Here is a 12602-nt window from a genome sequence, read left to right as displayed (position 1 = left end):
TCGTTATTGACTGCTCACGGCTAATTTACTGTTTGCTATTGGTTAAACCTAAATAACATTAGCTAAAGCACTATTAGATAGCTTGAGACTAAGAAAGACCTGTGACGGCTAAGTGACATCTGCTCGAAGGTTTTATGACAAGAAGCATGGCTGAGGTTTTGATCTAGAAGGATTCTAGGGACGTTATGCTGGGGCTAAGGGATTTATTTAGGAATAGCGATAGGACTGAGACAGGATATTGTGTTGCTCTAAACGTTAATCTCAAGAGCAACACAATCCAATAAAACTTAGGCTGCGGCGGGAGTATTTGCCTTAGCACGGTAAATTTTTGTCAAATGGTAAATATTAATACAAGCAACAAACGCATTCATGCCGGCCACAGGCCAAGCAGAAATAAACACCCCATAAACCACAAACAGAGTGCATCCTACAAAATTCAACCATCGCAACCAAATGATATTCTTCATCATTAGAGAGATCGCCACCATTATAGAGGCAAAATAACCAATAATTTCAATCGTATTTACAGCTTCCATAGGCACCTCTCGAAGGCCCTCTACCGTCCATAAGCGTAACGGGGGGTCCATGCCCCTAAAGCAAATTAAGTTAAGTAAGTTAATTTAAACTTGGGATATAATACCAAAGCGCGCAACAGAGTTGTAATAAAAAACCGTTATTTAATGACCGATATCAAGTTTTACCGAATAAATTCTATAGTGTGACGAAAATTTACTACAGATGTGTTAACAGCCAAGTGGCAACAATACCGTGATTGATAACACTTTTCTTTTCAATAATCCCTTTTATACTGGCGTAAACTCGCTAAACTGTACGCAACGCGGATCAATAGGAGTGTAAATATGGAATACAACACCTCAGAACTATGTGACATGTACTTAGATGTCGTAGATGTAGTCGAGCCCATGTTCAGTAACTACGGTGGTTGTAGCTCTTTTGGCGGTTCTATTAGCACCATCAAATGCTTTGAAGACAACGGCCTAATTACCGAAGTCCTACAAGAGGATGGCCAAGGTAAAGTCTTACTCATTGATGGCGGTGGCTCATTACGCCGTGCGCTGATCGATGGCGCTATCGCAGAACTTGCGGTCAGCAACAACTGGGAAGGCATTATCGTTTACGGTTCTGTGCGCGATGTGGATGCATTGGAAGAGTTAGACATTGGAATTCAGGCCCTTGCCTCTATTCCAGTGGGTGCTGATAGCAATTCAGTGGGCGAAGTGGAAATTCCAGTCAATTTTGGCGGTGTGACTTTCTTACCCGGCGATCACATTTATGCTGATAACACAGGTGTGATTTTATCACCTGAACCACTCGACATTGAGTAATCTCACTGTTCAGTCAAGAAAGCCAGCTAAGCTGGCTTTTTTATTCACTATTTTCAGCGTTTCCCCATTGAATCCTCGCCCTACTCTGGCCACAATAGCTCGACTCTGGCCGAATAAGAATATCAATCTATGCCTGAATTTATTCCTTTTACCCATACCGATATCGCCTCACTCGTCAGCACAAGAACGGGCGAAACTAAGCTAGGCCAATGCGTCCATCTGGCCAATCACGAACACACGTTAGAGACCATACTTGCCACTGCAAAAGCCCACGGTGCATGCTTTGCCATTATCGGCGTTGGCGAAGATATAGGCCCACGTGCCAATTTAGGCCGCGGCGGTGCAACCGATGCGTTCACAACCAGTATGCGCCAATGGCTCAATTTACAATCGAATCGTTTTCTTTCTGGCGCCGAATGCCTAGTGTTAGGCCAAGTGAACACCGCCGATCTGCAGCAACAAACTACGAGCAATACAACAGCTAACAGTGACGTCACCTTAGATGAATTACGCGATGCAGTGGAACAACTCGATGAGCGTGTGATCCGTATCGTCAGTGCGATTTTAAAAGCGGGTTTAGAACCCATACTCATCGGCGGCGGCCACAACAATGCCTATGGCTTGTTGATGGCAACCTACGGCCACTACCAACGCCAAGTCGCGGCGGTGAATCTCGATCCTCATTCGGATTTTCGCCTGCTCGAAGGTCGTCACAGCGGCAATGGTTTTAGCTATGCAGCCGATCGCGGCGCCTTAGGTTGCTACCATGTACTGGGTTTACACGAGTTAAAAAACAGCGAAGCAAACCTAAGCCAACTCAGCGAATTTGGGGGCACTTGGCATAGCTTGCAACAAATTTGGGTTCGCCGTGAAATCAGCCTTAGCCAAGCTTTACTTGAAATCGCCGCCAAACTAAATGACACAGGTTTACCCGTAGGATTAGAACTTGACGTCGATGCTATCGCTAAAATGCCCAGTAGCGCTTCAACCGTTGCTGGTGTGCCATTGCTCGATGCGGCGCATTATGTCAGTTATATCGCTCGCCACTGTACATGTGCTTATTTGCATTTAGCCGAGGCTGCGCCAAGTTGCCACGAAGCTGGGATTGAAGCCGGATTCAGGGATGTTGGCCAAAGCATAAGCGAGCTTATCTACGCTTATGTGGAGGCTCGCATGCAATTTTTGGCACAATGAATATCACCAGTTGCACCCAACTGGGCGCTAAGCTATTCACCAAATCCTGATATTGTGGTCTAATGCCAGTCCATTTTACGTGGTCGCTAAGCACTTAATCCTACGACTGTTCAGGAGTGCCTCAAGCTAAGGCACTGCAGTTAGTTTACTAGCTCGATCACAGAGTGATAGATCAAAGATTCAGCAAATGCAGGCGATGGCTTACACTCGCAACTAATACATTGCAAAACAATAGGAACACATTGATGTCTGAGGGCGAATCTAAAAGTACCCACTTTGGTTACAAAACCGTAGAGGCCGATAAAAAGGCTGAACTCGTTGCCGGCGTGTTTCATTCTGTTGCCGCTAAGTACGACATAATGAACGATGTGATGTCCTTCGGCATCCACCGTTTTTGGAAACGTTACACCATTGAAGTCTCTGGCGCCCGCCCTGGCATGAAAGTGCTCGATTTGGCTGGCGGTACAGGTGACTTAACCGCAAAATTCTCTCACTTAGTGGGCGATAAAGGTGAAGTGGTTTTAGCTGACATTAACGATTCCATGTTAAAAGTCGGGCGCACTAAATTGCGCGACAAGGGCATAGTCAATAATGTCAGTTATGTGCAAGCCAACGCCGAAGCACTGCCGTTTCCCGATAACCACTTCGACATCATTACCATCGCCTTTGGTCTGCGTAACGTGACCGATAAAGATGCGGCGCTGCGTTCAATGAATCGCGTGCTTAAGCCCGGTGGCAAGTTATTAGTGCTAGAGTTCTCTAAGCCTCAGCATGAAATCATGCGTAAAGTGTATGATTTATATAGCTTCAAAGTCTTACCTAAGATGGGTGAGCTCATCACTAAAGATGCCGACAGCTACGAGTATCTGGCTGAATCGATCCGCATGCACCCAGATCAAGACACATTAAAACAAATGATGGTTGATGCAGGCTTTGAACAAGTCGACTACACCAACATGACCGACGGCATTGTCGCATTGCACCGTGGTTATAAATTCTAATGATGCCGCAAGAAGTTGTGCTGCTTGCCTGCGCCGCAATTGAAACGGGTCTGAAAAAACTTCAGGCCCAAGCGGGCGACGATTATTCGCGCCAGCGCCAGTTGCATGGCAAAGTGTTTCGTATCCAATTATCACAGCTCAGCTGGCCATTCTATTTAGTGTTTGCCAAAGAGATCCAAGTACTGAGCCGCTATGAAGGCGATGTCGATGTCAGTCTACATGCCGATGCGACGACGCTTTATCGCGTGTCCGAAGGCGCAAACCTGACTGAACTAATCAAGCAAGATAAACTCAAGCTTGAGGGCGATCTCAATTTATTACAAAGCTTTAGCCAATATCTACGCGGTATCGAATTTGACTTTGCCGAGCCAATATCCCGTTATTTAGGTGATGGTCCCACTCACAAACTCATCTGTTCTAGCCATCAGGCAAAAGACTTTGCACTCGAAGTGTTGCGTAAAACCCGCTCCCACTTAGGGCAACTCGCAGTTGAAGAGTATCGCCTCGCACCGCACCCAATTGAGTTAATGCACTTTCGCGATCAAATGGATGATTTAGTTGCCGACACTCGCGCGATTGAACAACGGATTGCCCAATTAAGAGACCAAATTAAGCCATGACCTTTGCCAGTATCCGCCGCGGTTACCACGTCATCAAGACCTTACTTCAGTACGGGTTAGATGACGTATTGCCGCCAAAGATGACACCTTGGTACTTTAAGCTCGCCCGTAACAGCCTATTCTGGATCCGCAATAAGCATAAAAATAAGCCCGGTGGCGAACGCTTAAAACTGGCGATGCAGGAACTCGGCCCCGTTTATATCAAGCTTGGGCAAATGCTCTCAACCCGCCGCGATTTACTCAGCGATGAATGGGCCAGTGAATTGGCCATGCTACAGGACAAAGTACCGCCCTTTGATGGTGCACTTGCCCGCCAAGCGATTGAAGCTGAGCTAAAAGCGCCGATTGAATCGCTATTCGATGACTTTAATGAAACGCCACTGGCCTCAGCCTCTATTTCTCAGGTGCATACCGCGACCTTAAAATCTAACGGCAAAGACGTCGTACTTAAGGTGCTACGCCCGAATGTAGAAGCCAAGATTCAAGCCGATCTGCAGTTGATGTCGCAAACTGCCAAACTGATTGAATACCTCCTCGGTGAAGGTAACCGCCTGCGCCCTGCTGAAGTGATCGAAGATTATCGAGTCACTATTTTAGGCGAGTTAAACCTTAAGCTCGAAGCCTTAAACGCAGTCAAGCTACGCAACAACTTCCTCAACTCAGATGCGCTCTATGTGCCTTATGTGTATGAAGAGTTTTGCTATCCACGCCTGATGGTGATGGAACGTATTTACGGTATTTCTGTCTCGGATATTGCCGCCCTTAAAGCGCAAGGTACCAACTTTAAGTTATTGGCCGAGCGGGGTGTTGAACTATTTTTTACCCAAGTATTCCGCGATAACTTTTTCCACGCCGACATGCATCCGGGCAATATCTTTATTTCCCGCGATCATCCTGAGAACCCATACTACATTGGGCTCGACTGCGGCATCATGGGCACACTCAGCGAAGTCGATAAGCGCTATCTCGCCGAAAATTTCCTCGCCTTCTTTAATCGCGATTATCACAGAATTGCCCAGCTCTATATTGAGTCTGGCTGGGTATCGGAAAAAACCGATCTACAAGCTTTCGAACAGGCCATCAAAGTGGTGTGTGAACCTATGTTCAACAAGCCGCTCGACGAAATTTCCTTTGGTCATGTGTTACTGGAATTATTCCGCACTGCGCGCCACTTCGATATCGTAGTGCAACCGCAATTGGTATTGTTGGAAAAAACCTTACTCTACATCGAAGGCTTAGGCCGTCAGCTGTATCCACAGTTGGATTTATGGCAAACCGCCAAACCCTTTTTAGAGCAGTGGATGGCCGACCAAGTCGGTCCTAAAGCTATGTTTAAAAAGGTATCCACAAAACTGCCATATTGGGCTGATAAACTACCTGAATTCCCTGAACTAATTTACGATAATCTTAAGTTAGGCAGGAAATTGCTGAGTTCTCAGCAACAAATGCTAGATAAGTATTTGAAATATCAGCAGCAGGCACACAAGAGTAACTACTTGCTTATCACTTCTGCCGTTTTATTGATCTGTGGCACGTTATTGATTAATAGAGACGCTACACTATGGACCCCTTATGTTTGTCTAATTTCAGGCATGATATTGTGGTTTGTAGGATGGCGATCTAGGCCAAAGAATCGCAAATTTTAGCTAGCACTAATTAATCAGAGGTTCATAATAGAACCGATATCAATTAAGAGGATACCTTCATGGGTGGTATTAGTATTTGGCAACTGCTTATCGTTGCGTTAATCGTTGTCTTGTTGTTTGGAACTAAGAAATTACGCTCTTTGGGTGGTGATTTAGGTGGTGCGGTTAAAGGCTTCAAAAACGCCATGTCTTCAGAAGAAGACAAGAAGGCATTAGAAGACACCGAAGCGGCTAAAACAGCGCAAACAACTCAACAGGCGACTGAAAAGAAACCTGAGTCTAACAAAGAACAGGCGTAACTCTTTATGTTTGACGGTATCGGCTTTATGGAGCTGCTGCTGATCGGTGTTTTGGGGCTAGTGGTTCTTGGCCCCGAACGTCTACCGGTTGCGGTGCGTTCGGTAACGAGTTGGATCCGTGCGATGAAACGCATGGCGAACTCGGTAAAAGAAGAACTTGAGCAGGAGCTGAAGATCGAGCAGTTGCATGCCGATCTTAAAAAAGCCGAGAGCAAAGGTTTATCTAACCTCTCACCTGAACTCAAAGAGTCTATTGAGCAACTAAAGCAAGCGGCACAGTCAGTGAACCGCCCTTATCAAGTTCAGGATCCGTCAAAAGACACCCCTGAGCCTGAGAATCAAATTCACACTCCTGCTCAAGTGAATCCAGTTCAAGCTAGCCAAACTAATCCAACAGCCACTGTAGAGGCGAGTCAAACATCGGCTTCTCCCGCTACTTCAAGTGAGCCATCTCAGGGCGTGGATACCAGTTCTAACCCGAAAGCCAACGGATAATTCATGTCGCAACAGCAGCCACTTATCAGCCATTTGCTTGAACTTAGGTCCAAGCTGCTAAAATCCATTGCTAGTGTGTTATTAGTGTTCATTTGTAGTGTGTACTGGGCAAATGATATCTACCACTACATGGCAATACCTTTAATGCAATCTTTGCCTCTTGGTGGCAGCATGATTGCGACGGATGTCGCTGCACCATTTTTTGCACCTTTCAAACTAACCCTCGTTTTATCATTTTTTGTGGCAGTGCCCTACGTGTTATTTCAAATTTGGTCCTTTGTGGCACCGGGTTTATATAAACATGAAAAACGCTTAGTGATGCCACTGCTATTCAGCAGTACCTTATTGTTTTATCTCGGTATTGCATTTGCTTATTATCTTGTATTCCCTGTTGTTTTTGGTTTTTTTGCTAACAATGCGCCAGAGGGAGTTCAAGTTGCGACAGATATTACCAGTTACCTTAACTTCATTCTGAAGCTATTCTTTGCCTTCGGTCTATCCTTTGAAATCCCCATTGCCGTTGTTTTACTCTGCTGGTCAGGTGTCACTACACCTGAAGATCTCAAGCAAAAACGTCCTTATATCATAGTGGGCGCCTTTGTCGTCGGCATGCTATTAACCCCACCAGATGTGATTTCCCAGACTATGCTTGCTGTACCAATGCTGTTATTGTTCGAAGGCGGTTTATTAGCGGCTCGTTTCTACAGCAAACCAGATGACGAGTCAGACGAAGATACTGAACAAACAAACGACTAACGTCCTCGAAGGCGTTAGGGGAATAATATAATAAGGAACATTCTCATGCGCTTAACTCTTATCACGGCAGCGATCATGCTTGTATCTGTCCAAGCAAATGCCAGCATTGAACAACAGTTAACCCAATGTGCAACAACCGCCGATAAACTCGACCGCTTGATTTGCTATGACAAGCTAGCAGAAAGCGTAAAAGCTGACACCATTCGCACTCAAACGATACCGACTACAGTAGCAACAGTTGCAGTCCCTACGACTGCAGCAGCGATAGTGGCAACCGCCTCCCAAGCACCAGCGGCAAAAATTGCCGATGACTTTGGGATGGAAGCCAAGCGTGTTCAAGAAAATACTGTCGATAAGATTTATTTAGAGATTCAATCTATAGCTGAAGATGCCTACGGAGACATTAAAGTGACTTTCACTAACGGTCAGGTATGGAAACAAACTGATGGCCGTAAGTACAATGTTAAGCAAGGTGAAACTGTCTATATTGAAAAAGCCGCTTTAGGTTCTTTTTTAATGGGTACCGATGATCGCAATGCCAAGGTTCGGGTAAAACGCCTAAAATAATGCCCTCATACATAGATATCGCTGTCAATTTACTTGGCAGCGCACTCGAACAAGATACTGTATCGATAATACAAGCGGCGGCGGACCAAGGGGTTTCGCCGTTAATTGTTATTGGCAGCGATTTAACTGAAAGTGCGGCAGCCATTGCTGTATGCGAGCAATATCCTAATCAACTTTACTGCACTGCTGGTGTGCATCCCCACCATGCCAGTGGTTGGCATGATAGCTCAAACGCTCGACAAGCTGAACTCTGCCATGCACCGCAAGTGGTTGCCGTTGGCGAATGTGGTTTAGACTACAATCGTGATTTCTCCCCGAGACCTATCCAGCGCCAAGCTTTTATTGCGCAACTAGAATTGGCGATTGAACTTCAAATGCCCGTACTGATGCACGAGCGCGATGCCCACGAAGACTTTATCGCTATCCTGCGTGAATATCGACCTCAGCTTAATGGTGCGCTTTTACATTGTTTCACAGGCACTCACGCACAGATGGAAGCCTATATTGACCTCGATTTACACTTAGGCATAACAGGTTGGGTCTGCGATGAAAGACGCGGCCAAGAACTAGCGCAACTCGTTCCCTTTATTCCGCAGAATCGCATTTTAATCGAGACAGATAGCCCTTACCTACTCCCCCGTAGTATGCGGCCCAAGCCTAAATCGAGCAAAAACAAGCCCGAATACCTTCCTTATATCGCAAATTATATTGCAAACCTACGCGGAGAAGATGCGGATGAGTTTGCAAAACGTTGCTACCAAAATAGCTTAGCGTTTTTTAATTTGGATCGAGTCCATGCTTAACAAAAACATGCCACTCATACTCTTGCTGTGGCTATGGATATGCCCAACACAGGCCTTGGCAACCTTATTGAGCATTGACGAGTCAACCACGACGCCTTTAAACCTTACGCCTTGGTTAATGGTCAGCCACCCTACACCAGCAAAAGAACTGGCCGAAATACAAGCTTTGCCAAAAACTGATTGGCATAACTTTACCAATAAAGACATTCAAAAACTCAGCGGCCATGATTTTTGGCTCAGTTTCAGCTTAACCAGCCCTGACGAAACACTTTCGCGCATTTTAGCGCTAGATAACCCTTTGTTAGACAAGGTAACTATCTACCATTTAGTCAATAATAAACTCATGAATACTGTGCTGATGGGTGATATATTCCCCTATGAGGATCGACCATTCTTGAGTAATATTTTCCTATATCCTTTCAAGATCAACACAGATGACTCCCATACTTTCTATCTGCATATTCAAACGGAAGGTAGTGCTGCAGTACCATTAAACCTATGGTCTTCTAATGACTTAGCTCAAATTGCCGAATCTACCGCCGTTGAGCATGGATTCCAACTTGGTGTACTTGCCGCAATTGGCATTTTTAGCCTTTTTATCGCCATAGCATCGGGCTCATTCAGCTACAGCTATTACTCTGGCTATGTCCTTAGCATGACCTTACTCGTTGCCACGATTAACGGTTTTGCCTTCCGATTCCTCTGGCCAGACTGGCCGCTATTGCAGCAAGTTATGGTGCCGTTTTTACTGCCAATCGTTATGGCATTTGCGTTAATGTTTACTGAAAAAATATTACAGCTCAAATATTTAAACCGCCGTATGTTACTCACTTGTCGCTATAGTGCTGTGTATATCCTCTGTGTTGGACTCGCCACACCTTTTATACAATATGGAACGGCGCTCTATATCGAGATCATTTCCGTTGCAGTGCTCAGCCTAGTCCTGATGGTCTTTGCCATTACTCAGGCTATCAATGGCCATAAACTGGCACGTATGTACACTATTGGCTGGGTGAGTATGCTGACAGGCGCCTGCATCAGTAGCTTGCTTTATCTCAGCGTGATCGACTTAAATTTAAAACCGCAAACGCCTGTGATGCTTGGGCTGACTTTTGAAATTATCTTCATGTCTCTGGTGCTCGCCATCCGCTATAACGATGAGCGCAAAGCTAAACTACGTATCCAGCAAGAAGCCTTAAAGCAAGCACAGAAAATTCGTAGTGCGCGGGAAGAAGCCCTAAAAGCGGAAGCCGAGAGCAATGAGAAACTCGAACAAATGGTGCAAGAGCGTACTTTAGAACTGGAAATCACCCTCAGAGAATTGCATGAGGTGAATCAAAAGCTCACCGAACAAAGTACTATCGACAGTTTAACTGGGGTCAAAAACCGCAGTGCCTTTGATAAACGTTTAATCGCTGAAAGCCGGATCAGTCGCAGGCAAGAAACACCCATAGCACTGTTAATGCTTGATATTGATCGCTTCAAGCTGATCAACGACAGATTCGGTCATCTTGCAGGCGATCAAGCATTACGTACAATAGCTCAAACATTACAGCAGCATTTAAAACGGCCAACGGATCTAGTGTCACGTTTTGGGGGAGAGGAATTTGCTATCATCCTTCCTAATACAACTGCAGAAGGTGCGCTCCAAGTTGCTGAAACAATAAGAGACGCTGTTGCCTCTATTCATTTTGAATGGGAAGGTGAAGCGATACCTTTGACTATCAGTATCGGAGTCAGTGCCGATATAGTGACCCACGATCAACACAGTACTAAATTACTAGAACAAGCAGATAAAGCCCTCTACCAAGCAAAAAACGGTGGACGTAATCAAGTCAGCTTGTATTTGTCGGATCAAGCAAGACCAGTACCTAATTAGGAGTCAAATGTGAATATCATTACCAGTGCCTTCCCTCAGCGTAGAATGCGCCGCATGCGTAAACATGATTTTAGCCGTCGCCTCATGGCCGAAAATCATCTAACGGTCAATGACTTGATTTACCCAATGTTTATTCTAGAAGGCACTAATCGCAGTGAAAAAATAGCCTCTATGCCCGGTGTTGAACGCTACTCGATAGACTTGCTACTGAAAGAAGCTGAAGAACTGGTTGAGTTAGGTATCCCATTGATCGCACTTTTCCCTGTGACACCTGCAGAGAAAAAAACATTAATGGCAGAAGAAGCCTATAACGCAGATGCCCTAGTGCAACGTGCAGTGCGCGAGCTAAAAAAAGCCTTTCCACAGCTAGGCATCATGACTGACGTGGCACTAGATCCTTTCACCACTCACGGTCAAGACGGCATCATAGACGAAACGGGTTATATCCTTAACGATATCACCACCGAGATTTTAGTGAAGCAAGCACTGTCACACGCCGATGCTGGAGCTGACATCATTGCACCATCGGACATGATGGATGGCCGTATTGGCGCGATTCGCCAAGCATTAGAAGCGGCAGGGCACGTCAACACCCAAATCATGGCTTACTCGGCAAAATACTCTTCAAACTACTACGGTCCATTCCGTGATGCCGTAGGCTCAGCGGGTAACCTCAAAGGTGGCAATAAGCATAGCTATCAAATGGATCCAGCGAACAGTGACGAAGCTTTGCATGAAGTCGCACTCGATATCCAAGAAGGAGCCGATATGGTGATGGTTAAGCCAGGTATGCCGTATTTAGATATAGTGCATCGCGTTAAAACTGAACTTGCAGTGCCAACATTCGCCTATCAAGTCAGTGGTGAATACGCCATGCATATGGCAGCAATCCAGAATGGATGGTTAGCCGAAAAGGCCATCGTCATGGAATCCCTACTTTGCTTTAAACGTGCAGGCGCAGACGGTATTTTAACTTACTTCGCTAAACGTGCTGCCCAGTGGCTTAAAGAAGCTTAAGCAACCTAATGCGAAACTAATGCAAAAGCACCACCTCAAAGCAGCCTTCTGGCTGCTTTTTTTTATCGATGAATAGTGAAAAATCTGGAAGTAACGCTTGTGTATTGAGGGGAAGAAAAGACTCGCCAACAAAGCTAATAGCAATACTTACAGTCGGCAGCATTGCTATTAGTATAAATAATGTTCAGATTACAAAAGCAAAAAAGCCAGCTTATTCAGCTGGCTTGATTACATCTCAATGAGATAATTAGGCGCTTGGCGATGACCTACTCTCACATGGGGAGACCCCACACTACCATTGGCGCGTTTGCGTTTCACTTCTGAGTTCGGGATGGGATCAGGTGGTTCCACAAGGCTATTGTCACCAAGCAAATTCTTTATTCTAGGGTTAAACACTAGATTGTAATGGTGCTGATACCCAGAATCGAACTGGGGACCTCATCCTTACCAAGGATGCGCTCTACCGACTGAGCCATATCAGCAATTCTATACTAATCAATTAAGATTATTTAAATTAGGCGCTTGGCGATGACCTACTCTCACATGGGGAGACCCCACACTACCATCGGCGCGTTTGCGTTTCACTTCTGAGTTCGGGATGGGATCAGGTGGTTCCACAAGGCTATTGTCACCAAGCAAATTCTGTTTATTACCGTGTCCATCTCTGGACCACGTTAATAATAATTTGAAAAGCTGATTTTCTGTTGAGTCTTTAACTTTATCAAGTGTCTATATTCTGTCTAAGTTCGCTTAGCAAAACCCATCTGGGTTGTATGGTTAAGCCTCTCGAGTCATTAGTACATGTTAGCTCAACGCCTCACAACGCTTACACACCATGCCTATCAACGTCCTAGTCTCGAACGGCTCTTTAGAGGAATTAAATTCCTAGGGATGACTCATCTTAGGGCTCGCTTCCCGCTTAGATGCTTTCAGCGGTTATCGATTCCGAACGTAGCTACCGGGCAATGCCATTGGCATG

Annotated in this window: 13 protein-coding genes, 1 tRNA gene and 3 rRNA genes; 12 read left to right on the top strand and 5 right to left on the bottom strand. The window is 45.5% G+C overall.

What is annotated here, in order from left to right:
* Positions 1 to 287: 287 nt before the first annotated feature.
* Positions 288 to 536, bottom strand: coding sequence for a YgjV family protein (locus tag L5L94_RS17400; protein WP_113940145.1), 249 nt, complete (start codon positions 534 to 536; stop codon positions 288 to 290).
* 324 nt (positions 537 to 860) lie between these two features.
* Between L5L94_RS17400 and rraA the strand changes: the two genes are divergently transcribed.
* The 12 genes from rraA (at position 861) to hemB (ending at position 11623) form a co-directional block, all read left to right on the top strand.
* Positions 861 to 1346, top strand: a complete 486-nt coding sequence (gene rraA / locus L5L94_RS17395; protein WP_263164270.1) for a ribonuclease E activity regulator RraA — start codon at positions 861 to 863, stop codon at positions 1344 to 1346.
* 129 nt (positions 1347 to 1475) lie between these two features.
* On the top strand, positions 1476 to 2540 hold the full coding sequence (locus L5L94_RS17390; protein WP_263164268.1) for a formimidoylglutamase: 1065 nt from the start codon (positions 1476 to 1478) through the stop codon (positions 2538 to 2540).
* A gap of 245 nt (positions 2541 to 2785) precedes the next feature.
* Complete coding sequence (gene ubiE / locus L5L94_RS17385) at positions 2786 to 3541, top strand: bifunctional demethylmenaquinone methyltransferase/2-methoxy-6-polyprenyl-1,4-benzoquinol methylase UbiE (RefSeq protein ID WP_006083326.1); 756 nt, start codon at positions 2786 to 2788, stop codon at positions 3539 to 3541.
* Positions 3541 to 4161, top strand: coding sequence for an SCP2 domain-containing protein (locus tag L5L94_RS17380; protein ID WP_168825772.1), 621 nt, complete (start codon positions 3541 to 3543; stop codon positions 4159 to 4161). Before ubiE ends, L5L94_RS17380 begins: the two co-directional genes overlap by 1 nt.
* Positions 4158 to 5807, top strand: coding sequence for a ubiquinone biosynthesis regulatory protein kinase UbiB (gene ubiB, locus L5L94_RS17375; protein ID WP_131523492.1), 1650 nt, complete (start codon positions 4158 to 4160; stop codon positions 5805 to 5807). Before L5L94_RS17380 ends, ubiB begins: the two co-directional genes overlap by 4 nt.
* 59 nt (positions 5808 to 5866) lie before the next feature.
* Positions 5867 to 6106, top strand: a complete 240-nt coding sequence (gene tatA, locus L5L94_RS17370) for a Sec-independent protein translocase subunit TatA (RefSeq protein WP_006083329.1) — start codon at positions 5867 to 5869, stop codon at positions 6104 to 6106.
* A 6-nt stretch (positions 6107 to 6112) separates the two neighbouring features.
* Positions 6113 to 6601, top strand: coding sequence for a Sec-independent protein translocase protein TatB (tatB, locus tag L5L94_RS17365; RefSeq protein ID WP_168825776.1), 489 nt, complete (start codon positions 6113 to 6115; stop codon positions 6599 to 6601).
* A 3-nt stretch (positions 6602 to 6604) separates the two neighbouring features.
* A complete protein-coding gene (tatC, locus tag L5L94_RS17360) occupies positions 6605 to 7357 on the top strand; it encodes a twin-arginine translocase subunit TatC (RefSeq protein ID WP_113940134.1) in 753 nt (250 codons plus the stop codon).
* A 45-nt stretch (positions 7358 to 7402) separates the two neighbouring features.
* Positions 7403 to 7924, top strand: coding sequence for a hypothetical protein (locus tag L5L94_RS17355; RefSeq protein WP_263164264.1), 522 nt, complete (start codon positions 7403 to 7405; stop codon positions 7922 to 7924).
* Complete coding sequence (locus L5L94_RS17350) at positions 7924 to 8727, top strand: TatD family hydrolase (RefSeq protein WP_263164263.1); 804 nt, start codon at positions 7924 to 7926, stop codon at positions 8725 to 8727. Before L5L94_RS17355 ends, L5L94_RS17350 begins: the two co-directional genes overlap by 1 nt.
* The gene (locus L5L94_RS17345; RefSeq protein WP_173247338.1) at positions 8720 to 10606 is read left to right on the top strand and encodes a diguanylate cyclase; all 1887 of its coding nucleotides are present in this window, start codon (positions 8720 to 8722) and stop codon (positions 10604 to 10606) included. Before L5L94_RS17350 ends, L5L94_RS17345 begins: the two co-directional genes overlap by 8 nt.
* A gap of 9 nt (positions 10607 to 10615) precedes the next feature.
* Positions 10616 to 11623: a porphobilinogen synthase gene (gene hemB / locus L5L94_RS17340; protein WP_105251204.1), complete on the top strand. Its 1008-nt coding sequence runs from the start codon at positions 10616 to 10618 to the stop codon at positions 11621 to 11623.
* Positions 11624 to 11876: 253 nt separating this feature from the next.
* Here the strand turns inward: hemB and rrf (L5L94_RS17335) are convergent.
* From rrf (L5L94_RS17335) to L5L94_RS17320, 4 genes are all read right to left on the bottom strand, one after another.
* Positions 11877 to 11992: ribosomal RNA gene (gene rrf, locus L5L94_RS17335) — 5S ribosomal RNA — on the bottom strand.
* A gap of 37 nt (positions 11993 to 12029) precedes the next feature.
* Positions 12030 to 12105, bottom strand: a tRNA-Thr gene (locus L5L94_RS17330).
* A gap of 38 nt (positions 12106 to 12143) precedes the next feature.
* A 5S ribosomal RNA gene (rrf, locus tag L5L94_RS17325) occupies positions 12144 to 12259 on the bottom strand.
* Between the two features lie 137 nt (positions 12260 to 12396).
* A 23S ribosomal RNA gene (locus tag L5L94_RS17320) occupies positions 12397 to 12602 on the bottom strand; the annotation flags it as partial.

Source organism: Shewanella sp. SM21 (genome assembly GCF_025654335.1).
GTDB classification, from domain to species: domain Bacteria; phylum Pseudomonadota; class Gammaproteobacteria; order Enterobacterales; family Shewanellaceae; genus Shewanella; species Shewanella oncorhynchi.
Note: the sequence above shows the minus strand (reverse complement) of the source record. Positions and strands in the feature narration are given on the sequence as shown.